This is a genomic window from Indibacter alkaliphilus LW1, from assembly GCF_000295935.2.
GTDB lineage: Bacteria > Bacteroidota > Bacteroidia > Cytophagales > Cyclobacteriaceae > Indibacter > Indibacter alkaliphilus.
Map to the genome: position 1 here is coordinate 18,987 of NZ_ALWO02000012.1, position 25,436 is coordinate 44,422.

Below are 25,436 nucleotides of genomic sequence, written 5' to 3' on the forward strand. Positions count from 1 at the left end.
ATGAAAATACTCGATAAGCTGATCATTAAGGATTTTATCAAAACCTACTTTTTTGTGGTTTTGATGTTGATTCTGATTGTTTTGGTGCTTGATTTCACCGAAAAGAATGATAAGTTTATCAGAAATCAAGTACCGGTATCCGAAATCCTGATCTATTTGGGTAATTACGGGCTTTATTTGAATAATCTGCTGACTCCGATTACAGTTTTTATTTCTGTGATTTTCATTACTTCCAAAATGTCCGGGAGAACTGAAATCATAGCTATTTTGAGCAGTGGAACGAGTTTTATGCGTATGCTGGTCCCTTTTTTTATAGGAGCTACCATGATAGGATTGGCAGCTTTTCTCTTGAACGGCTGGGTGCTTCCCGGAGCTACAGCCGGAGTTACCGAATTTAAATCCAGATGGCTGGATGAAGAGAAGTTCTATACGGAAACCAATATACATGTCAAAGTAGCACCTGATGTTTATGCTTATATTTCCCGATACTACACTTCTGGAAACACTGGATATCAATTCACTCTAGAGCAAATCAGAGACGGACAACTTTTGGCAAAGCTCTCGGCTGACCGGATTGTTTGGGATACGGCTATCAATTCCTGGCAATTGAGAAATTGGAGGTTAAGGGAGCTTCATGAGAAAGGTGAGCTTTACTCTGTAGGAGAGTCCTTGGACACCCTGCTTTCGATTACTCCTGATGATTTTGATTTACCTTCAAATCACCATGAAACCCTTAAGCTTCCCGACCTGAACAGGCAGATTCAAATCTTAGAAGACAGGGGGGCTGACAACGTAAACTATTACAAAATTGAAAAGTACGTTAGGTACATGTCTCCTTTTGCAGCTATCATCCTTACTTTTATTGGAGTGATTGTTTCTTCAAGGAAAACGCGTGGAGGTTCCGGCTTTCAGATAGCCTTGGGTTTTCTGTTGGCTTTTATCTACATCATTATGTTTTTGCTTGCAAGAACGTTTGCAGAAGCAGGAAGTACTTATCCCTTGTTGTCACTTTGGTTCCCAAATATGGTGTTTGCATTGATGGGATTAGTTCTTTATAAAACTGTCCCACGCTGATGTCAGCTGAATCTACCGTTAAGGATTACCTGATGCTCCATTTTATTGTTTTGATTTGGGGGTTCACCGCTATTTTAGGTTTATTGATCAGCATTCCCTCCCTAGAGGTGGTCTTTTACAGGACTTTGATTGCTTCTTCGCTTCTGGGACTTTTGTTTTTTATCAAAAAGAAATCCATCAGACTTTCGCGTAAGGAGCTTTTGAAGATTGTAGGCACAGGGTGTATCATCTCATTGCATTGGATTTTGTTTTTTTGGGCTGCAAGGGTATCTACAGCTTCTGTTTGCCTTGCTGGTATGGCTACTACCTCACTTTGGACGGCATTTGTGGAGCCTTTCGCCAACAAAAGCAAGGTCAAGCCTTTTGAAATCTTTCTTGGCCTAATGGTGATTTCAGGGCTTTATGTGATTTTTAGGTTTGAGCTCAATTATTGGTTGGGGCTTTTGATGGCAGTAGGTTCTGCATTTCTCAGTGCGGTCTTTACGGTGATCAATGGAAGGCTGACTAAGCGCCACAGTCCCTATGTGCTCACCTTGTACGAAATGATGGGAGCTTGTCTATTTACTGTTCTTCTTATGGGTTTGTATGTACTGGTTTTTCCTCAAGCAGTATTGGACTTGATTCCTGTTGGTATGGATTGGTTTTGGCTTTTTCTGTTAGGCGGCATTTGCACAGTCTATGCTTTTTCAGTATCGGTTGAGCTGATGAGGAGGATTACGGCTTTTGCAGTGAACCTTACCATCAACTTAGAGCCGGTATATGGGATTATTTTGGCGGTATTGATTTTTGGAGAAAAAGAGCAGATGTCAGGAGGGTTTTATTTGGGTACGCTGATCATTTTGGTATCGGTACTGATCTATCCGGTGTACAACTTTTACCAAAAAAAGAAAGCCAGAGGGAATAATCTTTTGAGGGCTTGAGGATTTTTTAGAGATCAATCTTGCCGTGAATAGGTATTGATTTTTCTTTGCGCATGATTTAATGAAATAGTTTTCATGATTTGAATCATGACTTTACGGGAATATAATCCTCTAAAGTTATGACTTTACGGGAATATAATCCTCTAAAGTTATGACTCTACGGGAATATGTCTTAAATTTATGCTTGAATTAGGTTTTAAAAAGATTAGTAGTATGAAGTTTGAACGGTCCATTCAAGAGTTAATTCAGAAAAAGTTTTTCTTAGGGAAAGCGATTGTATTATTGGGACCGCGGCAGGTGGGGAAAACGACCTTGATTGAAACCATCCTGAAAGGTAGGGAGGAGAAGTTTTTATACTTGGATGGTGATGATTCTACCGTTAGGGAAATTCTTGAGCAAGCTAATACGGAGACTTTGCGCGCCATCATTGCGGACAATAAAATAGTGTATATAGATGAAGCCCAACGCATCAGCGCAATTGGGTTACAGTCAAAGATCATCGTGGATCAGTTCAAGCATATTCAATTAGTCCTGAGTGGATCTTCAGCGTTTGAACTCAATGATAAAATCCAAGAACCCCTTACGGGAAGAAAGTGGACTTTTCATCTGTGGCCCATTGCTTGGCAGGAATATGAGAAAGAAGTGGGCTATCTGAAAGCGGAACAAAGTCTGGAAAACAGGCTGGTGTATGGGTTTTATCCAGAAGTTATTACTGATGCTACTCATGAAGAGGAAGTGCTTTTGGAATTAACTGAAAGCTATTTATATAAAGATGTGTTGATTTACGGAAACTTAAAAAAGCCCAAATTGGTACGAAACATCCTAGAGGCTTTGGCTTACCAAGTGGGAAATGAAGTGAAATATAAGGAACTGGGAGAAACCGTTGGTGCAGATCCAAAAACTGTCGCCTCATACATTGATGTCTTGGAGAAAGCATTTGTGGTTTTTAGTCTGTCCTCTTACAGTAACAATCTCCGTACCGAAATTAAGACAGCCAAAAAGATATATTTCTATGATAACGGTGTCAGGAATGCTGTGATCAGGGATTTTACCCCAATGGCGGCAAGACAGGATGTAGGTGCTTTATGGGAAAATTTTTTGATCAGTGAGCGCTTAAAAGCTAATACCTATACTAAAAGCCTGGTGAGAATCTTTTTTTGGAGAACCAAGCAACAACAGGAGATTGATTATGTGGAAGAGTTAGCAGGAAAACTTCATGCCTATGAATTTAAATGGAATCCTAAGCGAAAAGTGAATTTCCCAAAGACGTTTACAGAGACTTACCAAAGTCAAAATCAAATAGTGAATAGAGGGAATTTCAGGGATTTTGTAAAAGTTGGTGTTTAATAGCACTCCCTAAATAGCTGTTTTGGTACTAGTCGTGGTCTTGGAAGAAGATATTTTTCAAGTAATTTTTTCGGATGTCTCTGTAGATATTAAAATCAGTATCGATACTAATAACCTTCTCAATTTTAATGTTTTATAAAAATTAGTCCAAAGTCATCAAATCATTCAAGGTCTCCAGTGCCTGCTTAACTTCCTTTTCAGAGATTTCTCCAATCTTTTGTACCAGCCGCTCCTTGGAAATCGATCGAATATGGAAAATCATCATTTCAGATGGTGCTTTCAGGTTGTTGCTTTGGTTAGGCTCTAGGATTGGGTTCCCTTGGTAATTTTTGATTTTTGTTGTCAATGGTACTGTAATGACCACATTCAGGTATTTGTTCAGCATATTGCCACTGATGATGACTACAGGTCTAAATCCAGCTTGCTCGGAACCTCTTACAGGATTCAAATCTACATACCAAATCTCACCTTGTCCCATCTTCCAGCTGATTGAAGTACGCTTGCAAGCCTTCTTCTGCCAAAGTCAGGATATCCTCATCATCGGCTGCGGTTTTGTACGATTTTACATAAGCTGCTCTTTTCAGATGATCCAGATAGAGACTCAGAGCTTTTTCTATCAGTTTGTTTTTGGGCAACCCCATGGTTTTTGCATGCTCAGCCAGTCTTTGCACGAGCTCATCGGGGAGTGAAGTAGTAATAGTGGTCATAGTTTATGTGTTTTTTGTAAATATAAAACATACATATAAATCATACAATGCATTCAAAAACAATATGTTCTGAAGGCCATTTGGTGAGTTCTGGCTTCTCTGAAAATAAACCGAACACCGTCGAGCCCGAACCGGACATGGCTGCATAGTAAGCGCCCATTTCATATAGCTGGGCTTTGATTTGAGGGAGAGAGGGATGGTTGGGGAAGATGCTTTTTTCAAAGTCATTCACCAGCTGTTCTTTCCAAGTGCTTTTGTCTTTCAGGACTTCCTGAAGAATTACTGCCGGTGCATTGGGTTTGACACCTGCATAGGCTTCTTTGGTCCCGATATGAATGGGAGGCTTTACCAAAACAAGGTAATCATCCTTTAAATTAACATCAGTCGGGGTCAGGATTTCACCTCTTCCTGTAGCTATTTTAGGCAAGTTTTCTATAAACAGAGCACAGTCGCTTCCAAGTTGGGCAGCATATTCTTCAAGCATCCAATCATCTAGATAAAGGTCAAAAAGATTGTTCATTAAAGTCAGTGCAAAAGCAGCATCGGCAGATCCGCCCCCAAGACCTGCTCCCATAGGTATGTTTTTGTGGAGGTGTATATGTAATGGTGGAATATCATTAAAATCTTTCTTCAGCAATTGGTAGGCTTTGGTGATCAGGTTGTCCTTTGAGTCTCCCGGAATGGGCAGACCCGTTGTATCAAAAATCATTTTTTTGGAGGGGATCATTTCAAGTGCATCAAAAAGAGGAATGGGTATCATACAGGTTTCCAGTTCGTGGAAACCGTCATTTCTTTTTGCTGTAATGTGAAGTCCAAGATTGATTTTGGCGTTTGGGAAATTGATCATAATGAGAAGCGACTTGTGGAAAGGGTGTAAATATGTGAAATATTTGATAAAATAGTGATTGTGGTATAAGTAGAAAATAGGGGTTTCGGTTAAAGATTAATTTTATAATAAATTTTTCTGTTGAAAAAAAATTAAAGAACTAGCCGATATTTTGAAAAAAATAAAATTCGATACTTTATTTTGAAAAGACTTAAAATTTTGTCATTTGGATAAACATGATTCTGATATTTTTTTTTAAAAAAAATAAAAATCTGTTAAAAATAACTTAAGCTTGTTATTTGAACATCTTTTGAATCAAAAAAAGAAATTAAATATTGTTTCTGAAAAAATTGAAGTTTAATATTGTAGAGTCAAATCCAAGAAAAGAACCAAAACCACATGTTAGAACTAGTCAATCCTCTCAGCTTTATTATTCTCATTTATAATAAATGACGGGGCGCTAGACTGTTATAACGAACAACCATACAATCTAAAGTGCCTCATCAAAATGAGGCATTTTTTTTTGTAACTCTTAAACCGACCTAAAGTAGCCATGAGTTTGAAGAAGTATAGCTGGGAAATCAGCCAAAATGAAGAACATCCTGCAGGAAAGGCCATGTTGTACGCCACTGGGATGACTGATAAACAGATGAACCAACCCTTTGTTGGGGTAGCTTCATGTGGATATGAAAGCAACCCCTGCAATATGCACTTAAATGACTTTGCCGGTCTGATCAGAGAAGCCTCTAGGGCTCATGGTCTGACCGGTTTGGTTTTTAATACAATGGGAATTTCTGACGGTATCAGTATGGGTACCATGGGAATGCGGTATTCACTGGTTTCCAGAGAAATCATAGCCGATTCCATTGAATCATTTATCCTTGGTCACTCTTTCGACGCTTGTATAGCTGTGGCCGGTTGTGATAAAAACATGCCCGGAGCAGTAATGGGCATGTTGAGAATCAATAGACCGTCGATTATGGTTTATGGAGGAACTATCCGCTCGGGTAATTATCAAGGAGAAAAGCTCAATATTGTATCCGCTTTCGAGGCTTATGGCAAAAGGGTAAAAGGTGAGCTCTCGGATACTGATTATCAGGGTGTCATCGAAAATGCCTGTCCCGGTGCAGGTGCATGTGGTGGTATGTACACTGCTAATACCATGTCATCTGCTATAGAGGCTATGGGGATGTCTTTACCTTACAGTTCCTCAACTCCAGCCACTGCAGCTGAAAAAGAAAAAGAATGTAAAGAAGTGTCTCAATACATCAAAATCCTTCTCGAGAAGGATATCAAACCAAAAGACATCGTTACTAAGAAAAGCCTTGAAAATGCTGTCAGAGTAGCTGTAGCGCTCGGAGGAAGTACCAATGCTGTTCTGCATCTTTTGGCGATAGCCAAAACTGCCGGGGTCGATTTTACATTGGAGGACTTCAAGCGTGTCAACCATGAGACTCCTTTATTGGGAGACTTCAAACCATCCGGAAAATATCTGATGGAAGATCTTTTTGAGCAGGGAGGATTACCAGCTTTTATGAAATATTTATTGAACAAAGGAATGCTTCATGGCGACTGCATGACTGTGACGGGAAAAACACTTGCTGAAAACCTTGAAAATGTTGATCCTGTTGTGCCATCCCTGGTGAATGTAATTCATCCTATTGAGCAACCTCTAAAAGAAACCGGGCACTTATGTATCCTCAATGGAAATCTTGCTCCTGAAGGTGCCGTGGCAAAAATATCCGGCAAGGAGGGCAAATCCTTCACAGGTCCTGCCAGGGTGTTTGATTCAGAATTGGAAGCCAATGAGGCAATAAAAAATAAAACCGTCAACAAAGGTGAGGTCATTGTCATCAGGTATATAGGCCCCAAAGGAGGCCCGGGTATGCCTGAGATGCTAAAGCCTACCTCGATGATCATCGGGGCTGGGTTAGGTTCAGACGTGGCTTTGATCACAGATGGAAGGTTCTCAGGAGGTACTCACGGTTTTGTAGTAGGTCACGTCACTCCTGAAGCGTATAATGGAGGCCCTATTGGGCTGATTCAGGATGGGGATAAAATCACAATTGACGCAGATAGTCTAAAGCTCAGCTGTGAAGTTTCAGAGCAGGAAATGGCTGAAAGAAAGAAAAAGTGGAAAAACAAAGATCTAAGTGACCTGCAAGGAACTTTGAAAAAATATAACCTTCTCGTGTCCTCAGCTTCTGAAGGCTGTGTGACGGACAAATAATCATTAAAAGCAAAAACATGGTAAGAGGAGCAGATATCGTTGTCAAATCCCTGATTGCAGAAAATGCAGCCTATATTTTCGGTTACCCAGGGGGGGCTATCATGCCGGTGTATGATGCCCTCTATGACTACAGTGACCAGATCAAACATGTGCTGACCAGGCACGAACAGGGAGCTATTCATGCAGCCCAAGGTTATGCCCGAGTTTCGGGTGAAGTAGGGGTGGTCTTGGCTACTTCAGGGCCAGGAGCTACCAATCTGATCACTGGATTGGCAGATGCGCAGATAGACAGTACCCCTTTGGTCTGTATCACCGGCCAGGTTGCAGCTCATTTATTAGGCTCTGATGCTTTTCAGGAGACCGATGTAGTGGGACTTTCCATGCCTGGCACCAAATGGAACATTCAGGTAAGAAGTGTGGAGGAAATAGCTCCCGCTATCGCCAAAGCATTTCATATTGCAAAAACAGGGAGACCAGGGCCGGTTTTGGTAGATATTACTAAAAATGCCCAAGTAGAGTTTGGAGAGTTTAACTATGTGCCATGTCAAAAAATACGATCTTACAGGCCTTACCAGCCTATTAAGGAGCAATTGATCGCAGACGCCGCAGCCTTGATTGATTCCGCAGAGCGTCCTTACTTGCTTTTTGGGCAAGGCGTAGTACTTTCCCATGCAGAGGAAGAGCTCAAAGATTTTTTGGATAAAACAGGAATACCTGCAGCTTGTACCCTTTTAGGTTCTGGAGCTTTGCCTGAGTCCCATCCAAATTATGTAGGGAAACTGGGTATGCATGGCAACTATGCTCCTAACCTCCTCACCAATAAATGTGATGTGTTAATAGCTGTGGGAATGCGGTTTGATGACCGTGTTACAGGAGATTTGAAACGCTATGCCAAACAGGCGAAAGTTATTCATCTGGAACTTGATCCCGCTGAAATTGATAAAAATGTCAAATGCACAGTTCCCGTTCTCGGGGACTGTAAAAAGAGCTTGAAACTCCTTACTAGTGCGGTAAAAAACAATGCGCATCCAGAATGGATGGAGAAATTCCGGGAACTGGAGGGTCAGGAGAGGGAGGCAGTGGTAGCCAATGACCTTCATGGTACTCATGGAGGCCTCCACATGGGAGAGGTGATTCACCTGATTAATAAGTTCAAGGAAAAGGATGCTGTCTTGGTTACAGATGTAGGGCAGCACCAGATGATAGCTTGGAGATACTTTGATTATAAGACTACCCGTACCCAAGTGACTTCAGGAGGGCTGGGAACAATGGGTTTCGCTTTGCCTGCGGCCTTGGGAGCACAACTTCACGATTACAGCAAGCAGGTGATCTGTGTGGTTGGTGATGGGGGTATTCAGATGACTATTCAGGAATTGGGGACTATTATGCAAACCAAGGCTCCTGTGAAAGTGGTGCTGCTGAATAACAATTATCTCGGTATGGTAAGACAATGGCAACAGCTGTTTTTTGATAAACGCTATTCTTTCACAGAGTTGGAAAACCCTGATTTCATCAAAATTGCAGAAGCCTACAGCTTCAAGGCTAGAAAAGTGACCGAGAGAGAAGATTTGGAAGCAGCAGTAGCAGAAATGCTGGTGCAAGAAGGGCCTTACTTTCTAGAAGTGGTCGTGGAGAAAGAAGATAATGTGTTCCCGATGATTGCCACGGGATGTTCAGTGGAAGAAGTAAGGTTAAGCTAATCCCCGAAATTCAATATGGAAAGATATACCATTTTAGTATATACAGAAAACTTTATCGGTATCCTCAATAGGATTACCATCATCTTTACCAGAAGAGGAATCAATATCAATGCCTTGACAGCGTCTGAAAGCAGACTGGATGGTATTCATAAGATTACCATTGAAGTGACAGTCACACCAGAACAGATAGAGCAATTGGTGAAGCAAATCGAAAAGATAGTGGACGTGATCAAAGCTTACTTCTTTATGGATGATGAAGTAGTCTATCAGGAAATAGCACTTTACAAAATCCCTATTGAAAGCCTTGACCCAAGTTTGGAAAAAGTAATCAGGCAATTCAACGCACATATCATCGCCGCAGAGAAGGAGTTTGTAGTACTGGAATTTACAGGGCATAAAGAAGATACACAGGCATTGCTTGAAATATTGAAGCCTTTTAGTTTGCTGGAATTTTCCAGATCCGGCAGGGTTGCCATTGCCAAGCCCAAATTTTCTGTACAAGAGTTTTTAAATAATCAAACCTAATTAACAATTACACTATGAAACTGAAATTCGGATCAGTAGAAGAAAATGTTGTAACGAGGGAAGAGTTTCCTTTGGAAAAAGCAAGAGAAGTATTGAAAGATGAGACCATAGCCGTACTTGGATATGGAGTACAAGGGCCGGGACAGGCCCTAAACCTTAAAGACAATGGATTCAATGTCATCGTTGGTCAAAGAAAAGATTCCAGAACTTGGGATAAAGCTGTTCAGGATGGCTGGGTGCCTGGAGAGACCTTGTTCGAGTTAGAAGAGGCCTGTGAAAGGGGCACCATCCTTCAGTTTCTCCTATCCGATGCGGGTCAGATCGCGCTATGGCCTACTGTGAAAAAGCACCTTACCAAAGGGAAAGCACTTTATTTTTCACATGGATTTGGCATTACCTATAAAGAAAAAACAGGGATTATTCCTCCTGCGGATGTGGATGTGATTCTGGTTGCGCCAAAAGGTTCTGGCACTTCTTTGAGAAGGATGTTTGTAGAAGGCAGAGGGCTTAATTCCTCCTATGCTATTTTCCAGGATGGAACAGGAAGGGCTAAAGAGAGGGTAATAGCTTTGGGAATTGGAGTTGGATCAGGATATCTTTTTGAAACGGATTTTTATAGGGAAGTGACTTCTGACCTTACAGGTGAACGAGGTACTTTGATGGGAGCCATTCAGGGTATTTTTGCAGCACAGTATGAGGTGTTGAGAGCAAATGGACACTCTCCATCTGAAGCCTTCAATGAAACTGTAGAGGAGCTGACACAAAGCTTGATGCCATTGGTTGCTGAGAATGGAATGGACTGGATGTATGCCAATTGTTCTACCACAGCCCAAAGGGGGGCTTTGGATTGGTGGAAGCCGTTTAGAGACGCTACCAAGCCCGTGTTTGAAGAATTGTATGATTCTGTAAAAACAGGAAAAGAAGCCCAAAAATCTATTGACTCCAATAGTAAGCCAGATTATAGGGTGAAACTGGAGGAAGAATTGAAAGAGTTGAGAGAATCTGAGATGTGGCAGGCAGGTGCCACCGTAAGAAAATTAAGACCGGAAAATAACTGATAAAACTATGAGTGATAAGCTATGGATATTCGATACCACGCTCCGTGACGGAGAGCAGGTACCGGGGTGTCAATTGAACACCAGGGAAAAGATAGTGGTGGCTAAGGCTTTGGAAGAGCTGGGAGTTGATATTATAGAGGCAGGGTTTCCAATATCCAGTCCTGGAGATTTCAATTCAGTCCTGGAGATTTCAAAAGCAGTTTCTAATCCTATCATCTGCGCACTTTCAAGAGCGGTGGAAAAGGATATAGAAGTAGCTGCCGATTCATTGAAATATGCCAAAAAAGGTAGGATACACACCGGAATAGGTGTGTCTCCTTACCATATTCAATACAAACTCCGATCACATCCTGATGACATTGTGGAGCGGGCGGTAAAAGCTGTTAAATATGCTAAGCACTTCGTGGAGGATGTGGAGTTTTACGCTGAAGATGCTGGTAGAGCAGAACTTGATTTTTTAGCAAGGATTATTGAAGCTGCGATCAAGGCAGGAGCGACTGTGGTCAATATTCCAGATACGACTGGTTATTGTCTACCTGAGCAATACGGGGCAATTATCAGATATCTTAAAGAGAATGTAAGCAATATTGACAAGGCAATCATCTCTACTCACTGCCACAATGATTTGGGTATGGCCACAGCCAATACACTGGCAGGCGTACAGAATGGAGCCCGACAAGCTGAACTGACCATCAACGGTATTGGAGAGAGGGCAGGAAATACTTCCATGGAAGAAGTTGTGATGGCCATCAAGTGTCATCATGGTATAGATGTCCATACCAACATTCAGACTCCAAAAATCTACGAGACCAGCAGGTTGATTTCTAAGCTGATGAACATGCCTGTTCAGCCGAATAAGGCAATCGTAGGAAGAAATGCCTTTGCGCACTCATCAGGGATTCATCAGGACGGTGTATTAAAACACAGAGAAAATTATGAAATAATAGACCCCAAAGAAGTTGGGGTGCACGAGTCCTCTATAGTACTTACTGCCAGGAGTGGTAGGGCAGCATTGAAATTCCACTTGGACTCTTTGGGTGTGGAGTTGGAAGGCGATGCTTTGAGAGAGGTCTACGAAGACTTTTTGGTTCTTGCAGACTCCAAAAGGGATATAGGGCCTAAGGATTTACTTTCATTGGTGGGTAAATACCTAGACGATTCCAGTTTTATTGAATTGGAGAAGGTGAGTTACGAATCGAATGGAAATATCAAAGCCAAAGTTACACTTAAAGTAGGGGATAAAACCTATGAAGCAAAATCTGAAGGAAATGGACCAGTGGATGCGGTTTTAAAAGCTATAGCGAAGGTGGTAAAACCCGATATTGTTCTGGAAGAGTTTCTGATTCAGGCCATTACGGCTGGGAGTGATGATGTGGCGAAAGTTCATATGAGATTGATGCAGGGGGAAAAACCTTTTTACGGTTTTGCATCTAATTCGGACATCGTGTTGGCATCGGCTCAAGCTTATGTGGATGCGTTGAACAAAATACCCGTAAAAGACAAAGTGATTGTAGCGTAAAGATGGAAAAGAAAACATTATTCGATAAAATATGGGATGCCCATGTGGTAAAGTCAGTTCCTGATGGACCTGATGTGTTCTTTATAGATAAGCATTTTATCCATGAAGTAACTAGCCCTGTGGCATTTTTAAATCTTGAAAAAAGAGGCGTTGGCGTCATGTATCCTGAGCGGACTGTGGCTACACCTGATCATAATGTTCCTACAATAGATCAGGACAAAACCATCAAGGATAAGCTTTCCAGAATGCAGGTAGAAAAGTTAAGAACCAATTGTAAAAAACATGGTATAGAATTGCATGACCTCGGCTCTGCCCATCATGGGATTGTACATGTAATTGGGCCTGAGCTGGGTATTACCCAACCCGGAATGACCATAGTCTGCGGTGATAGCCACACCTCTACCCATGGAGCATTTGGAGCCATTGCATTCGGAATCGGTACTTCTGAAGTGGAAATGGTTCTTGCGACTCAATGCATCATGCAGTCAAAGCCTAAAAAAATGAGGATTACTGTGGATGGAGAAGTTGGACCTGGAGTCACTTCCAAAGACATTATCCTATATATCATTTCTAAAATTTCAGCTGCTGGTGCCACAGGGTATTTCGTGGAATATGCAGGCTCAGCTTTCAAAAGCCTAAGCATGGAAGCCAGAATGACTGTGTGTAATATGAGTATTGAGATGGGAGCAAGGGGAGGGCTGATTGCGCCTGATGAAACAACCTTTGAGTACCTGAAAGGCAAACAATACGCACCAAAAGGAGCAGATTGGGAAAAGACTCTAGCCGAATGGACTGCACTTCAGACAGACGAGGGAGCGGTTTTTGACAAAGAACATTATTTTGATGCCTCTGATATTGAACCTATGATCACTTACGGTACCAATCCAGGTATGGGAATCAAAATCAAAGATATCATACCGACTCTTGATGGTATGGAGGGTAGCAATAAGAAGACCTATCTCAAATCTTTAGATTATATGGGATTTGCTCCAGGGGAGCCCATCAAAGGTAAAAAAGTGGATTTCGTCTTTGTAGGTAGTTGTACCAACGGTAGGATTGAAGATATCCGATCTGTAGCAAATTTTGTAAAGGGAAAGAAAAAAGCAGACAACATCACCGCTTGGATAGTCCCTGGTTCAAGGGAAGTAGAAAAAATGGCTCATGAAGAAGGGCTTGTCAAAATCCTCGAGGAGGCAGGTTTCAAACTCAGGCAGCCTGGTTGTTCTGCCTGTTTGGCCATGAATGACGACAAGATTCCTTCAGGTAAATATGCTGTTTCCACTTCCAACAGGAATTTTGAAGGGAGACAGGGTCCTGGTGCGAGAACCTTGCTTGCCAGCCCTCTCACAGTGGCTGCTGTAGCAGTGACAGGTGAAATCAGTGATCCAAGAGAAGTATTTTAATCAAAAAGAAGAAAAAAATGGCATACGATAAATTTAATGTGCTTACCGATACCGTAATTCCTCTTCCCACAGAGAATGTAGATACTGATCAGATAATTCCTGCCAGGTTTTTGAAAGCAACAGAAAGAGAGGGATTTGGTGATAATCTGTTTCGGGATTGGAGATATGATGTAGAGGGTAATCCGAAAGAAGATTTTGTTCTCAATGACTCCACTTATTCCGGAAAAATTCTCTTAGCCGGGAAAAATTTCGGATCAGGGTCCAGTAGAGAACATGCTGTTTGGGCACTCTACGATTATGGGTTCCGCTGTGTAGTTTCCTCTTTTTTCGCAGATATTTTTAAAAATAACTGCCTGAATATAGGGGTATTGCCGGTGACAATTAGTCCTGAATTTGCGGATGTTCTATTCGCAGCTGTGGAAGGTGATCCTTCCACCCAAGTGAAAGTGGATATAGATAAGCAGACTATTACATTGTTGAAAACGGGAGAATTTGAATCGTTTGATATCAATTCCTATAAAAAGGAAAATATGAAGAACGGATTTGATGACATTGATTATCTCTTGAATATAGAATCAGAGATCACCGAATTTGCCAAAACCAGATAAACCAGAAAAACATAAGTCGCAATTCGTAAATCGAACATCGTAATTCAAATGGGGCATTTTAGAAAGATAGAGATCATGGATACTACCCTGAGGGATGGGGAGCAAACCTCAGGTGTTTCTTTTCTGCCCTCTGAAAAACTTCAGATTGCCAAGCTGCTGTTGGAGGAAATGAGGGTAGATAGGATAGAAGTAGCTTCTGCCAGAGTCTCAGATGGAGAAAAAAAGGGTGTAAAAAAAATCACTCAATGGGCTTCAGAAAGGGGCTTTCTCGACAAGGTGGAGGTGCTTGGTTTTGTAGATGCACCTGCATCTGTGGATTGGATTGTGGAGGCTGGAGGAAAAGTGATGAATCTCCTTACCAAAGGATCCTTGAATCATCTCACTCACCAATTGAGAAAAACACCTGAGCAGCATTTTGAAGATATACAAAGGAATATTGATTACGCCAGATCAAATGGAGTAAGTGTAAATGTTTATTTAGAAGATTGGTCTAACGGCATGAGGAATTCCATGGAGTATACCTTGGAATTCATAGGTTTTTTGAGTTCGCTCAAAGTTGAAAGAATCATGCTCCCTGATACCCTGGGATTGCTCAACCCACGTGAGGTTAGTCATTTTATTAAACTCATTACAACAGAGTTTCCGGATGTACATTTCGATTTTCATGCCCACAATGACTATGACCTTTCGGTGGCCAATGTACTGGAATCTATTTACAATGGAGTCAGCGGAATCCATACAACAGTCAATGGACTTGGAGAAAGGGCTGGAAATGCTCCACTGGAATCTGTCATCGCAGTACTTAAAGATTTTACCGATTACAGAATCAATATCAAGGAAAATAAGATTTTCAGAGTCAGTAAATTGGTAGAGCAGTTCTCAGGACAACACATCCCAGCTAATAAACCAGTGGTTGGAGAGAATGTATTTACCCAGACTGCCGGTATACATGCAGACGGAGACAACAAGAAAAATCTTTACTTCAATGACCTGCTTCCCGAGCGCTTTGGGAGACAAAGAAAATATGCTTTAGGAAAAACCTCCGGAAAGGCCAATATCATTAAAAACCTTCAGGAACTTGGGATTTCTCTTGAGCCGGAAGAGCTTTCGAAAGTAACCCAACGCATCATTGAATTGGGAGATAAGAAAGAGAGGGTGACTACAGAGGATCTTCCTTATATCATTTCTGATGTGCTGCAAAACAACTCCATTTCCCATCACATATTTATTGAGGGATTCAATCTAAGTCACTCCAAAGGACTCAAACCCACTGTTCAGCTGAAAATCAATATTCATGGAGAAAGTTATGAAGAAGGAGCTTCGGGAGATGGTCAGTATGATGCCTTTATGCAGGCCTTGAAAAAAATATACAAATCTATCAAGTTGCCATTGCCGAAATTGATCAATTATCATGTAACCATTCCTCCTGGAGGAAAAACGGATGCCTTTGTGGAAACCGTCATTACTTGGGATTACGGGAATATTTTCAAAACAAAAGGGCTGGACAGTGATCAGACTGTTGCAGCAATGAAAGCGACGGAAAAAATGCTCAATATTATTGATAAGATGGGCGACAGTAAAGGATTGGATCCTGACAAGAAAAAAGAATCAAAAGATAACCCAGAACAAGATAAAAACAGTTTTTATGGAAATGAATATCGCGCTATTGCCGGGTGACGGCATAGGCCCTGAAGTAATTGCCCAAGCAGTAAAAGTAGTCAAAGCTGTAGGTGAAAAGTTTGGCCATAGGATCAGCTTTGAAGAAGCTCCCGTAGGAGCGGTTGCCATTGATCAAACAGGAGATCCTTATCCGGATGCTACTCATGAGGTTTGCCTTCGTGGGGATGCAGTTCTTTTTGGGGCGATCGGAGACCCTAAATATGACAATGATCCTAAAGCAAAAGTGAGACCCGAACAAGGCCTGCTCCTGATGAGGCAAAAACTTGGACTTTTTGCTAATGTTCGACCTACTTTTACTTTTCCATCTTTAGTCCACAAGTCTCCTTTGAAACTAGAAAGGGTGGATGGAGTAGATTTTGTGTTTTTTAGGGAGTTGACCGGTGGCGTGTATTTTGGTGAACCCAGAGGTAGAAATGAACAGGGAACCAAAGCCTTTGATACCAATGTATATTCCAAGGAAGAAATCACAAGGCTGGCTAGGATGGGTTTTGAAGCAGCTCAAAAAAGAAGGAAGCATCTCACTTGTGTAGATAAAGCAAATGTGATGGCGACATCAAGGCTTTGGAGGGAAACCGTTCAGGAGTTGGCTCCAGAATACCCTGACGTGAAAGTAGAATATGAATTTGTGGACGCAGTAGCCATGCGTTTGATACAATGGCCTAAGGCTTATGATGTATTGATTACAGAAAACCTTTTTGGGGACATTCTTACTGATGAAGCCTCTGTCATCTCAGGCTCTATGGGCCTTATGCCCTCAGCTTCTCTAGGGATAGATATTAAGTTATTCGAGCCAATCCATGGTTCATACCCTCAGGCAGCAGGGAAAGACATTGCCAATCCTTTAGCGACCGTGCTTTCAGCGGCTATGATGTTCGAATACGCATTTGATTTAAAGGAAGAAGCGCAGGCCATTTCAGATGTTGTGAATAAATCCTTAACAGAAGGGGTAGTGACAGAGGATATAGCTGAAGGTGGAAAAGCCTATAAAACTTCAGAAGTAGGAGATTGGCTGGCAGCAAATATTTAAGAATTATTTGATTTAGAGATAATCAGAATCCTGATAGGCTTTGCTTGGCAGGATTTTTTCCGTTTGATGATTTTCTTACTTTTGGGTCAAATAATGACCAAATGCAGAACCGGCCTTATACTTATCTTTTTTACATCCAATACCTGGGGCTAAGATATTCAGGTTGGCAGAGACAAAAGGGGGTAAAGACCATTCAGGGTAGTTTAGAACGAGGGTTAAGGTTTGTTTTGGGTCATGAGGATTTTAATATTTTAGGGGCAAGCCGTACCGATTCGGGAGTTTCCTGCCGGGAAGGCGCATTTGAACTTTTTTTGAAAGAAGCGCTTTTGATTCCTGACTTTATCCAGAAGGTAAATCAAAATCTGCCTACAGATATTCGGATTATCCGAATGCAGCCTGTTTCCCCAAGTTTCAATATTATTCAGGATGTGGTTTCGAAATCATACACTTATAATTTTTTGTTTGGGGAAAAACCTGACCCATTTCAAAATCCAGTTGCAGCTTTTTTTCCAGGGTACCCTGACTTGCAACTCATGCAAAAGGGGGTAAAGCTTTTTCAGGGGAAGCATGATTTCAAAAGATTCTGTTCAGTGGATAAAGTAACTGAAAATTATATCAGAGAAATCTACTCTTCAGAGGTGATTTTGGATAAATCTTTTGACCACGAAGAGGGACCTTATATAAAAGTGATTTTCCGGGTTTCCGGAAAAGGTTTTTTGAGATACCAAGTTAGAATTATGGCGGGAGCTTTGGCTGATCTAGGACTGGGTAGGCTGGGTTTTTCTGAGCTTGAGGAGAGCCTAAGAGTGCCGGAAGGAAAGCCTCTAGCGATTGCAGCTCCAGCCTGTGGTCTAACTTTAGACCAGGTAAACTTTTCTTTCTAGTTCTGCATTTAAATAATTAGTAGGTAGTCCTTAAGAGACTTTTCAGCTGTATTGAATCGCCTCCGATTTACTTTTCCTTAGGTCGCTCCGAGACAATTCTTTATGACAAGTAAAACCCTACAAAAAACCCATACTCAAAATGCCAGTCAGCATCAGAAGCTTCGATAACAAGCTCAATTGGGTGAAATGATTTTTTCTGTCGGCCACATAAATCTTGTACATAAAAAAGAAAAACAGAAGGCTCAATATTCCGAAATAATAAAATAGCTGTGCATTATTTATTTTGAAGGTCACGACTAGTATGGCACATACAAAAGCGACTGCAATGAAAAAAATGACCCGCTTGGTATTTCTGAACCCGATGACGATTGGTAATGTCTTGCAACCATGTTTTCGGTCTCCCTGCCTGTCTTCTATGTCTTTGATAATTTCCCGGATGAGATTGAGGAAAAAAGCAAAAATGGCATAGGTGAGGACCAATAATTCTGATTGCTGATAATAGTATCCTATAATCCAGATGGATGTCCCTGTCAATAAAGCCACTGTGAAATTCCCTACAAATGGCAGTCTTTTGAGCTGATTGCTATATAGCCAAAGTAAAAAAGCTGAGATAAAATTGATGACAGCCACTCTTGGACTGACTATCAGGCCAATCCCAATTCCGGTAAAATTGAGTAAGGTATGGAAAAAAATCGCTACACGCCTTTTCATACCACGGCCAATAATGACTTCCTCCGGCTTATTGACATAATCAATTTTGACATCGTAATAGTCATTGATCATATAGCCTGCAGCGGCGATTATGACCGTGGAAAGAATGATAAGGTATAGATTGATATCCTGCAATACAGGCACTCCCATGCGTGTAGTTTCTACAAGAAAATGTGCGGTCATCAATTGAGCAAAAGCCAAAATCACCAAATTGGCAGGCCTACTGATTTTCAGTAGACTCCAGAAAGAAAATGAGCTCGCAGCAACAGTGGCATTCATGGTTCAAAATTAACACAAAATGACGGTCGATTTCTCGGGAATTGCTTATTCCTCAGAAAATAATGTGTCAATCCTGCTAACGGGCTTATTCAGGTCTGGTTTTATATACCCGGATGTAATCCACCTCCATGCTTTGAGGCCAAATGTCAGGGTCTACACCTTGAGAGCCTCCCCAATCGCCTCCAACGGCAATATTTAAAATAAGGTGGAATTCATGGTCAAAAGGCCATTCTTCCCAGCCTTCACCGGTATTTTCAAAAGTATGGTATAATTCTCCATCAATGTAAAAATCAATTTTTTCCTCCTGCCAATCTATTGCGTAGGTGTGGAAGGCTTCTGAACAGTCAGGAACCTGGATCTGTTTTCCTACTTGTGTATTTTTTCTGTGATTAAAAGCCTCTGTATGTACGGTTCCATGGACTACCCCTTGGTCATAGCCTACATGCTCCATGATGTCAATCTCCCCGCTTTTAGGCCACCCCCCATAATTTCGCTCTTCTGGGAGCATCCAGATCGCAGGCCATGTACCCACACCTTTGGGGAGCTTCGCATTAACTTCAATGTAACCGTACTTCCAGGCTTGCTTTCCTCTAGTCAGTAACCTTGCAGAGGTATAGCCCTTTTCAAATGCACTGTCCTGATGGGCTTCAATGATTAGCTTTCCATTTTCAATGCGTGCATTTCTGGAGTCTTCTTCAGTATAATATTGCAATTCATTATTTCCCCACCCATGGTCGCCTACATCGTAAGTCCAGTTCTCGGCATTAGGGAGCCCTTCATCATCAAACTCTTCGGCCCAGACAAGATTACTGTCTACTTCGGATGAGTGACAGCTGATTAATGATAAAAAAACAAGAGCAAATACGAAGTTTTTCATAGCTTTTAGATTAGGATAGGTTTTTGAAATCTGGATAATCTGAAAATGATTTAACACCTTTGAAAGTAAGGGGATAATCAAAGAGAAACAAAAGAAAAAGGACGAGTCGCATAATTTTCTTGATCGGACAAGTATGTAAAAAGCAGTTTAAACAATAAAGCCTCTGATTTTTTATTATTTTTGATTACATATATAAACCCAAACATATTATCACATGGCATATTATCATCGATTAGGAAATATTCCACCCAAAAGGCATACCCAGTTCAGGCAACCTGATGGTAGTCTCTACAAGGAAGAGCTCGTGAGTTCCAAAGGGTTCTCCGGTATTTATTCAAACCTGTACCATATTCACAATCCCAATAACGTAGTTTCCATAGGAGATCCTACACCTTTTAGTTGGGAACCGGCCAAGGAATACGGACTGAAGCAAACACATCTAAAAACAGCAGGAGTTGGGACCACAGGAAAGGATTACCTCGGTGCAAGAAAAATGCTTATGATGAATAATGATTGCATGATGGGTATCTGCTCTCCTGAAGAAAGAAAAATGGATTATTTTTTCAAAAATGCTGATGGAGATGAGCTTATCTATGTGCATGATGGTGAGGGAGTGCTTTACTCTCAATTTGGAAAGCTTGAGGTAAGGCAGGGAGATTACATTGTAATTCCAAGGACAACGATCTACCGCTTTGAGTGGAAAGAAGAGGGGCCGCTCAGGCTTTTAGTGATAGAATCTCATGGACCGATTGAAACGGTGAAAAGATATAGGAATGAAGTGGGACAACTCTTAGAACATTCTCCATATTGTGAAAGGGATATCCGTCCTCCTGCTGAGTTGCATACAGAATCGGAGAAAGGTGAGTTTTTGGTGAAAATCAAGAAAGGAGGCATGCTGCATCCTTATACTTACGGGCATAGCCCATTGGATATAGTGGGTTGGGATGGGTATCTTTATCCCTATGCTCTTTCTATCCATGATTTTGAACCGATTACAGGAAGAATCCATCAGCCACCTCCGGTACATCAGACTTTTCAGGCTTGGGGTTTTGTGATCTGTTCCTTTGTACCTCGTTTATTTGATTATCACCCCTTAGCGATTCCTGCCCCCTATAATCACAGCAATATAGATTCGGATGAGGTTTTGTACTACGCCGAAGGAGAGTTTATGTCCAGAAAGGGGATTGATAGGGGATCCTTTACTATTCATATGGGGGGATTGCCTCATGGGCCTCATCCCGGAACAGTAGAAAAGTCTATCGGGGCTAAGGAGACGGAGGAGTTAGCGGTAATGTTGGATACCTTTAGGCCATTGTTTGTGACTACGGAGGGACTGAACTTTGTGGACCCTGCTTATCCAATGTCTTGGAAGGAATAAAATCTTGATCAGCTAAGTAGTAACCTAACATTCAAAAAAAAGAAACGCCATATTAGCGTTTCTTTTTTTAGATCCTTCCATATCACACGCGGCATAGTAGTTGTTTGCGGCTTAAAAGTGTAAACAGGTGCCTTTTCATCTAAAAACCGTCTAGTCTAATCTAAAATCTCCAATATGGGTTGCCCCGAAGCACCATTAGGTAATCTCGTGCCTAACAGCATCGATAATGTCGGAGCTATGTCTGTTATGGTTGCATATCTAGAACTGGTTCCATGAGGAACCTTCCAACCCATAAACACGATAGGTACATGAGTATCATAAGTGTATCCTGTTCCATGTGTTGTTCCTTTCCAAGAACTGCTCAACCAAGCCGGTTCGAGAATAAGTAATAGATCACCGGATGCTTTATGGTTGAAACCCATCTGGAGTAAGCTTTTTCTCCCTTCTAAGTATTCCAGCCTTCTCATGTCAGTAGCAGTGTAAACCTCTTTGACTCCTGGGTATCTTGCCAATAAGAAATGAGCAACTTCTCTTTGAATTTTTTCAATTTCAATTCCTTTTTCTTTTGCCAATTCATGGTTGAGGAAAACCTGCTCGTTGGAAAAGTTGGAAATCCAATTGCCTTCGCCATAATTGATGGCACAAAACCCTCTCATTTGTGTTAAAACTGACCGTGTATTGAAGTTGCCGGCGGGTACATTTTCACTCAGCATGTAATCAACGATATCGGCCACAGCATGGTCGGCTGTTAGAAAAACCAAATACTCTCCTTTGCCATATTCTTGATCCAAATAGTCGAAGAACTTTTCCAGATCCCGGTCCAGCCTCAGGTAATTGTCTTCAATTTCTACAGAGCTAGGACCAAATCTATGTCCTATATAATCAGGGGAAGAAAAACTAATTGCCAGTAAGTCTGTTTCTCCTCTTTTACCCAATTGCTCTCCCTCTATAGCTGCATAAGCCATATCCAATGTGATACTGTTACCAAATGGAGTGGTAGAGATCAGTCCAAAGTTGTCATTATTCTCCATCAAAGCAGGTAGGTCGTGGGGAAATGAGGTAGTCTCCATACCTATAAAAGGCCCTTCAAACGGATTATCGTCTTCGATACTCTGTACATAAGTTTCAATCGGGAACAAAGTTTCCCATTTTTGCGAAAGGTATTTTTCAGCAAGTTTTTGATCATTCAATGCCTTTACCCATTCTGGGAGCTCTTCTTGATAATAAGTTGAGGTCATAAATTCACCTGTTCCGCTGTCATACCAATAGGCATCGCCTGTATGGCCTGCAGGAAGGGATGCTCCCCGGTCTTTTAAGGCTATTCCTACTACTTTGGATCTTTTGTTTGTAGAAAACCTCAGTTCGTCTGAAATCGTCGTAGAAAGCATATTCCTTGGAGAAATTTGACCACTTTTTTCACTGCCTCCTACTGCAGTCACTGTGCTGTCTTCCGCACAGTAAATCATGCGGTCAAGATTTCTTACATACCAATTGTTGGCAATAATGCCATGGGTAGCAGGTGTAGTTCCTGTATATACAGAGGCATGACCTGGACCTGTGTAGGTTGGAATGTAATTATAATGAGCATTTTTCATCATAAATCCCTCATTCATCAAGCGCTTGAAGCCACCTTCAGTGTACCTGTCTTGATACTTGTAAAAATATTCCTGCCTCATTTGGTCGACGACTATTCCAACCACAAGCTTTGGTTTTTGAGGAATTTCGATTTGGGCAAATGTTGTAACGGTGCTAATTGCAATTAAGAAAACACTGAGGAAACGCTTCATTGACATTGTAATTGATTTGTCGCAAATATAAGTATATGCTTAAGTCTTCGTGTTATTTTTAAGTAAAATGCTCAGGACATTTGCCAGGGGATATTTTATTCGATTGGTTCTGTAAATTGTCTTTTCAGTTATTATCTTTCAATTCGAAAAAAACGAGCATTTATGAATCCATTTCAAAAACCGCTGACAACTGCGTTCTTCCTACTGCTTTTTGTCAATTTATCCTATTCCCAATCCTACTTTGCAGATGGTTTGAGCCCGGAATTCCACAAAGAAAGAAGAGAGGTGCTGAGAAAAGAGCTGCCACCAAATGGAGCAGCTATTTTTTTCAATAGCCCGATCAAAAACAGGTCAAATGACACAGAGTTTCAATACAGACCTAATTCAGACTTCTTTTACCTTACGGGATTCAGAGAGCCAAATGCAGCTCTGATTATTTTTCAAAGCCCTCAGACCATCAATGGGGAACAAGTATCTGAAATTATGTATGTACAGCCTAGAGATCCTTTGAGAGAGCAATGGGATGGAGAAAGGCTTGGGCCAGACGGAGTCAAAGAGAAATTGGGTTTTCACCATGTTTACTTGAATGAGGAATTTTTGCAATCTCCCGGTTTAGACTGGAATAAAGTAAGCCCCGTGCTTTCTTTGGGTATGGCAGAAATAGAAGGGGGGAGACACAACGCTCCGCTACAGGCTATGCTACAAAAAACCAGCATGCTCAATTTACAGGCTGAAGTCTCCAGAAACAATACTTTATTTGGGGCTTTAGAAAAAATGAGGGCTGTAAAAACTGAGGAGGAACTTCAGATCTTGGAAAGAGCAGTTGTTATTTCCGGAAAAGCGCATATGGAAGCATTCAGATCAATTAAACCTGGAGTTTCTGAGCGAGCCATTCAGGGTGTTCATGAATTTGTTCACAAAGCTATGGGTGCAGAGGAGGTGGGATATGGTTCCATAGTGGGAGCCGGCAATAATACGACTATCCTGCATTATGTGGAAAACCATGTAACGGACCTTCAGGATGGTTTGATTTTGATGGATGTAGGGGCAGAATTTAGAGGGTATTCTGGAGATATTACCAGAACCGTTCCCGTAAAGGGGAGATTTTCTGAAGAGGAAAAGGCTATTTATGAAATTGTTTTGGAGGCTTTGGAAGCAGGAATAGCGGAATGTAAGCCCGGTTCGAATTTTCAGGCTATTGATAGGGCTGCACGTAAAGTAATTGATGAAGGCCTTGTAAGACTTGGTCTTGTCAAGGCTGGAGAGAAGCATAGGTTTTTCCCACATGGGACAGGCCATCACCTAGGGTTAGATGTACATGATAGAGGTGGTAGTGGAGAGCTTGAAGCTGGAATGGTTCTGACTGTCGAACCTGGAATTTATATTCCTGAAGGTAGTGATGTGGATGAAAAATGGTGGCGAATAGGTGTCAGGATTGAAGACAATATCCTGATTACCGAAGATGGCCATAGAAATTTAAGTGCATTTGTTCCAAAGACTGTGGAGGATATAGAAACCATCATGAAAGAAGAAGGGGTATTGCAAAAACTTCAGGGAATAGAATAAACAATTGGAAAAGCAATAGCGGCTCTAAGCCTGGAAGATTCTTAGAGTAGATTAAAAGTTCAAAACAGTTTTCATAATTGGTTTATACGAAAGAGTTTCAGTATAAAAAAGCCCAAACTCAATGAAAGTTTGGGCTTTTATTATCATCACTATTCAGTTTAATCCCGTTTTCTTAAATCTCCACGTTTGATGGATTGGATAAATCTTGACCAAGCAAAAGGATCTACTAAAGTAAATGGTCTAGGTCCGTATCGGTCTTGGATCTGCATCATCTGTCCCTGCTGGAAGTATCTCCAGTTTTCATTCCCTGAGGCATCCATCCCTTCGGCATATCTAAGCAAGGTTTCAGGACTGAGGTTGCCTCGTACGTCCATTGACATAGGAGCGTCGAAATTGGCTGCCAATAATTGTCTTTTGAATTCTTCCTCGGTTGGGAAAGGCATAACTTCTATTTCGGAAAGAGCGATTTCATCTGTTTGCATGGTGACGATCAGGCTGATTTTATCATCTTCCATGACTGCAGGGACTTTGTAAGTTTGACGTTTCATCCCTATAAAACTGAAAATTACACTGTCTCCTTCCAGAACAGGCATAGAAAAATAACCATACCTACCTGAGCTAGTGCCCCTGCCTTTTTTGGGAACATACACATTGACACCGGGTACAGCATCAGTACTGTCAGCGTTTAGGATAATTCCGGATAGCTGAATGACTTTTCGGTCTTGATCCTGTGCATTGGCTTGCTTATGAGGCAGAAGGAAACATAATGCCAAAAAGAAGATTGTAATATATGTAAACTTAGTATTCAATGGAGTTGGGTTTATATCTACCGCTTTCGATGGCTTTTATCCTAAGAATGGCTTATTTGCCATAATATTAGCCTATTTAGCGATCATTTCTTTAATTTCAAACTCGTTTTATTTGTTAAAGTTACTAAATGCGACTCAAAAATATAAGTTTAAATTATGGAATGAGGATATTTAAGGCCCTTTCTGAAGAGTCAAGGGTCAGAATACTTCATCTTTTGCTGGAAAATAAGGAGCTTTCGATTTCAGATTTAGAACATATTCTTGATTTTACACAAACCAAAACAAGCAGACACCTGAGTTATCTGAAAAATGCAGGATTAGTAGGTAGCCGAAGAGTTGATCAATGGATTTTCTATTACATTTTGGATGAGGCTTACGAAATTATTCAGCAGATTTTTAAATTTATCCAGAAAGACATCAACTTAATCAGGGATCAGGAAGTTTATAAAATATTACATTCCAATAGAGAGTTGGCCATTAACAAAATCGAAAATAATCCTTACAGAAAATAACCTTTAGAA

23 protein-coding genes are annotated in these 25,436 nt (G+C 41.2%); 16 read left to right on the plus strand and 7 right to left on the minus strand.

All coding sequences use genetic code 11. The annotated features are described in order from the left end of the window. The 3 genes from A33Q_RS02550 to A33Q_RS02560 all read left to right on the plus strand — a co-directional run bounded on the left by A33Q_RS02550 (position 1) and on the right by A33Q_RS02560 (position 3,341). The gene (locus A33Q_RS02550) at positions 1–1,074 is read left to right on the plus strand and encodes an LptF/LptG family permease (protein WP_009036176.1); all 1,074 of its coding nucleotides are present in this window, start codon (positions 1–3) and stop codon (positions 1,072–1,074) included. Continuing rightward, entirely contained in the window at positions 1,074–1,994 is a 921-nt protein-coding gene (locus tag A33Q_RS02555) for a DMT family transporter (RefSeq protein WP_009036175.1), read from the plus strand. Before A33Q_RS02550 ends, A33Q_RS02555 begins: the two co-directional genes overlap by 1 nt. Positions 1,995–2,207: 213 nt before the next feature. After that, entirely contained in the window at positions 2,208–3,341 is a 1,134-nt protein-coding gene (locus A33Q_RS02560; RefSeq protein ID WP_016254531.1) for an ATP-binding protein, read from the plus strand. A gap of 142 nt (positions 3,342–3,483) precedes the next feature. On the opposite strand, the gene A33Q_RS02565 is transcribed toward A33Q_RS02560, so the two are convergent. Genes A33Q_RS02565 through ispE form a run of 3 tightly spaced genes read right to left on the minus strand, consistent with a single transcriptional unit; the run spans position 3,484 to position 4,895 of the window. After that, positions 3,484–3,819: a type II toxin-antitoxin system PemK/MazF family toxin gene (locus A33Q_RS02565; protein ID WP_009036173.1), complete on the minus strand. Its 336-nt coding sequence runs from the start codon at positions 3,817–3,819 to the stop codon at positions 3,484–3,486. Continuing rightward, the gene (locus A33Q_RS02570) at positions 3,806–4,048 is read right to left on the minus strand and encodes a ribbon-helix-helix domain-containing protein (RefSeq protein WP_009036172.1); all 243 of its coding nucleotides are present in this window, start codon (positions 4,046–4,048) and stop codon (positions 3,806–3,808) included. Before A33Q_RS02570 ends, A33Q_RS02565 begins: the two co-directional genes overlap by 14 nt. Positions 4,049–4,088: 40 nt before the next feature. Next, a complete protein-coding gene (ispE, locus tag A33Q_RS02575; RefSeq protein ID WP_009036171.1) occupies positions 4,089–4,895 on the minus strand; it encodes a 4-(cytidine 5'-diphospho)-2-C-methyl-D-erythritol kinase in 807 nt (268 codons plus the stop codon). A gap of 532 nt (positions 4,896–5,427) precedes the next feature. Between ispE and ilvD the strand changes: the two genes are divergently transcribed. The 10 genes from ilvD to A33Q_RS02625 all read left to right on the plus strand — a co-directional run bounded on the left by ilvD (position 5,428) and on the right by A33Q_RS02625 (position 17,508). Next, positions 5,428–7,104 (plus strand): dihydroxy-acid dehydratase, encoded by a 1,677-nt coding sequence (gene ilvD / locus A33Q_RS02580; protein WP_009036170.1) that lies wholly within the window; start codon positions 5,428–5,430, stop codon positions 7,102–7,104. A 17-nt stretch (positions 7,105–7,121) separates the two neighbouring features. Further along, a complete protein-coding gene (ilvB, locus tag A33Q_RS02585) occupies positions 7,122–8,804 on the plus strand; it encodes a biosynthetic-type acetolactate synthase large subunit (protein ID WP_009036169.1) in 1,683 nt (560 codons plus the stop codon). A 15-nt stretch (positions 8,805–8,819) separates the two neighbouring features. After that, complete coding sequence (gene ilvN, locus A33Q_RS02590; RefSeq protein ID WP_009036168.1) at positions 8,820–9,329, plus strand: acetolactate synthase small subunit; 510 nt, start codon at positions 8,820–8,822, stop codon at positions 9,327–9,329. Positions 9,330–9,343: 14 nt separating this feature from the next. Continuing rightward, complete coding sequence (ilvC, locus tag A33Q_RS02595; protein ID WP_009036167.1) at positions 9,344–10,387, plus strand: ketol-acid reductoisomerase; 1,044 nt, start codon at positions 9,344–9,346, stop codon at positions 10,385–10,387. A gap of 7 nt (positions 10,388–10,394) precedes the next feature. Then, on the plus strand, positions 10,395–11,906 hold the full coding sequence (locus A33Q_RS02600) for a 2-isopropylmalate synthase (protein WP_009036166.1): 1,512 nt from the start codon (positions 10,395–10,397) through the stop codon (positions 11,904–11,906). A 2-nt stretch (positions 11,907–11,908) separates the two neighbouring features. Then, a complete protein-coding gene (gene leuC / locus A33Q_RS02605; RefSeq protein WP_009036165.1) occupies positions 11,909–13,309 on the plus strand; it encodes a 3-isopropylmalate dehydratase large subunit in 1,401 nt (466 codons plus the stop codon). Positions 13,310–13,326: 17 nt separating this feature from the next. Beyond that, positions 13,327–13,917: a 3-isopropylmalate dehydratase small subunit gene (gene leuD, locus A33Q_RS02610; protein WP_009036164.1), complete on the plus strand. Its 591-nt coding sequence runs from the start codon at positions 13,327–13,329 to the stop codon at positions 13,915–13,917. A gap of 48 nt (positions 13,918–13,965) precedes the next feature. Further along, complete coding sequence (locus tag A33Q_RS02615; RefSeq protein ID WP_009036163.1) at positions 13,966–15,594, plus strand: alpha-isopropylmalate synthase regulatory domain-containing protein; 1,629 nt, start codon at positions 13,966–13,968, stop codon at positions 15,592–15,594. Continuing rightward, on the plus strand, positions 15,563–16,624 hold the full coding sequence (leuB, locus tag A33Q_RS02620) for a 3-isopropylmalate dehydrogenase (RefSeq protein ID WP_009036162.1): 1,062 nt from the start codon (positions 15,563–15,565) through the stop codon (positions 16,622–16,624). The genes A33Q_RS02615 and leuB overlap by 32 nt, the downstream gene beginning before the upstream one ends. A 101-nt stretch (positions 16,625–16,725) precedes the next feature. Further along, positions 16,726–17,508: a tRNA pseudouridine synthase A gene (locus A33Q_RS02625; protein WP_040489736.1), complete on the plus strand. Its 783-nt coding sequence runs from the start codon at positions 16,726–16,728 to the stop codon at positions 17,506–17,508. A gap of 117 nt (positions 17,509–17,625) precedes the next feature. Here A33Q_RS02625 and A33Q_RS02630 read toward each other — a convergent pair whose 3' ends face one another. Together A33Q_RS02630 and A33Q_RS02635 are read right to left on the minus strand one after the other, a co-directional pair. Beyond that, on the minus strand, positions 17,626–18,498 hold the full coding sequence (locus tag A33Q_RS02630) for a geranylgeranylglycerol-phosphate geranylgeranyltransferase (RefSeq protein WP_009036160.1): 873 nt from the start codon (positions 18,496–18,498) through the stop codon (positions 17,626–17,628). An 85-nt stretch (positions 18,499–18,583) separates the two neighbouring features. Further along, positions 18,584–19,375, minus strand: a complete 792-nt coding sequence (locus tag A33Q_RS02635) for a glycoside hydrolase family 16 protein (protein WP_009036159.1) — start codon at positions 19,373–19,375, stop codon at positions 18,584–18,586. Positions 19,376–19,589: 214 nt separating this feature from the next. On the opposite strand from A33Q_RS02635, the gene A33Q_RS02640 reads away from it, so the two are divergent. After that, positions 19,590–20,753, plus strand: a complete 1,164-nt coding sequence (locus tag A33Q_RS02640) for a homogentisate 1,2-dioxygenase (protein ID WP_009036158.1) — start codon at positions 19,590–19,592, stop codon at positions 20,751–20,753. Between the two features lie 155 nt (positions 20,754–20,908). On the opposite strand, the gene pafA is transcribed toward A33Q_RS02640, so the two are convergent. Next, positions 20,909–22,540 carry an alkaline phosphatase PafA gene (pafA, locus tag A33Q_RS02645; protein ID WP_009036157.1) on the minus strand — a complete coding sequence of 544 codons (1,632 nt, stop codon included), beginning with the start codon at positions 22,538–22,540 and terminating at the stop codon, positions 20,909–20,911. A gap of 162 nt (positions 22,541–22,702) precedes the next feature. Here pafA and A33Q_RS02650 point away from each other — a divergent pair, with 162 nt between their 5' ends. Beyond that, a complete protein-coding gene (locus tag A33Q_RS02650) occupies positions 22,703–24,106 on the plus strand; it encodes an aminopeptidase P N-terminal domain-containing protein (RefSeq protein WP_009036156.1) in 1,404 nt (467 codons plus the stop codon). Positions 24,107–24,264: 158 nt separating this feature from the next. On the opposite strand, the gene A33Q_RS02655 is transcribed toward A33Q_RS02650, so the two are convergent. Then, positions 24,265–24,888: a carboxypeptidase-like regulatory domain-containing protein gene (locus A33Q_RS02655; protein WP_235062765.1), complete on the minus strand. Its 624-nt coding sequence runs from the start codon at positions 24,886–24,888 to the stop codon at positions 24,265–24,267. A 155-nt stretch (positions 24,889–25,043) separates the two neighbouring features. Between A33Q_RS02655 and A33Q_RS02660 the strand changes: the two genes are divergently transcribed. Then, entirely contained in the window at positions 25,044–25,427 is a 384-nt protein-coding gene (locus A33Q_RS02660; RefSeq protein ID WP_040489734.1) for an ArsR/SmtB family transcription factor, read from the plus strand. Positions 25,428–25,436 lie beyond the last annotated feature (9 nt).

Bases quoted from the DNA above. Each gene is read 5' to 3' on its own strand.
- A33Q_RS02570 (WP_009036172.1), bottom strand. From the start codon at position 4,048: ATGACCACTATTACTACTTCACTCCCCGATGAGCTCGTGCAAAGACTG.
- ilvD (WP_009036170.1), top strand. From the start codon at position 5,428: ATGAGTTTGAAGAAGTATAGCTGGGAAATCAGCCAAAATGAAGAACAT.
- A33Q_RS02615 (WP_009036163.1), top strand. From the start codon at position 13,966: ATGGGGCATTTTAGAAAGATAGAGATCATGGATACTACCCTGAGGGAT.
- leuC (WP_009036165.1), top strand. From the start codon at position 11,909: ATGGAAAAGAAAACATTATTCGATAAAATATGGGATGCCCATGTGGTA.
- A33Q_RS02635 (WP_009036159.1), bottom strand. From the start codon at position 19,375: ATGAAAAACTTCGTATTTGCTCTTGTTTTTTTATCATTAATCAGCTGT.
- A33Q_RS02550 (WP_009036176.1), top strand. From the start codon at position 1: ATGAAAATACTCGATAAGCTGATCATTAAGGATTTTATCAAAACCTAC.
- A33Q_RS02600 (WP_009036166.1), top strand. From the start codon at position 10,395: ATGAGTGATAAGCTATGGATATTCGATACCACGCTCCGTGACGGAGAG.
- ilvN (WP_009036168.1), top strand. From the start codon at position 8,820: ATGGAAAGATATACCATTTTAGTATATACAGAAAACTTTATCGGTATC.
- ispE (WP_009036171.1), bottom strand. From the start codon at position 4,895: ATGATCAATTTCCCAAACGCCAAAATCAATCTTGGACTTCACATTACA.
- A33Q_RS02565 (WP_009036173.1), bottom strand. From the start codon at position 3,819: ATGGGACAAGGTGAGATTTGGTATGTAGATTTGAATCCTGTAAGAGGT.
- ilvB (WP_009036169.1), top strand. From the start codon at position 7,122: ATGGTAAGAGGAGCAGATATCGTTGTCAAATCCCTGATTGCAGAAAAT.
- A33Q_RS02660 (WP_040489734.1), top strand. From the start codon at position 25,044: ATGCGACTCAAAAATATAAGTTTAAATTATGGAATGAGGATATTTAAG.
- leuD (WP_009036164.1), top strand. From the start codon at position 13,327: ATGGCATACGATAAATTTAATGTGCTTACCGATACCGTAATTCCTCTT.
- leuB (WP_009036162.1), top strand. From the start codon at position 15,563: ATGGAAATGAATATCGCGCTATTGCCGGGTGACGGCATAGGCCCTGAA.
- A33Q_RS02560 (WP_016254531.1), top strand. From the start codon at position 2,208: ATGAAGTTTGAACGGTCCATTCAAGAGTTAATTCAGAAAAAGTTTTTC.
- A33Q_RS02630 (WP_009036160.1), bottom strand. From the start codon at position 18,498: ATGAATGCCACTGTTGCTGCGAGCTCATTTTCTTTCTGGAGTCTACTG.
- ilvC (WP_009036167.1), top strand. From the start codon at position 9,344: ATGAAACTGAAATTCGGATCAGTAGAAGAAAATGTTGTAACGAGGGAA.
- A33Q_RS02555 (WP_009036175.1), top strand. From the start codon at position 1,074: ATGTCAGCTGAATCTACCGTTAAGGATTACCTGATGCTCCATTTTATT.
- pafA (WP_009036157.1), bottom strand. From the start codon at position 22,540: ATGAAGCGTTTCCTCAGTGTTTTCTTAATTGCAATTAGCACCGTTACA.
- A33Q_RS02650 (WP_009036156.1), top strand. From the start codon at position 22,703: ATGAATCCATTTCAAAAACCGCTGACAACTGCGTTCTTCCTACTGCTT.
- A33Q_RS02625 (WP_040489736.1), top strand. From the start codon at position 16,726: ATGCAGAACCGGCCTTATACTTATCTTTTTTACATCCAATACCTGGGG.
- A33Q_RS02640 (WP_009036158.1), top strand. From the start codon at position 19,590: ATGGCATATTATCATCGATTAGGAAATATTCCACCCAAAAGGCATACC.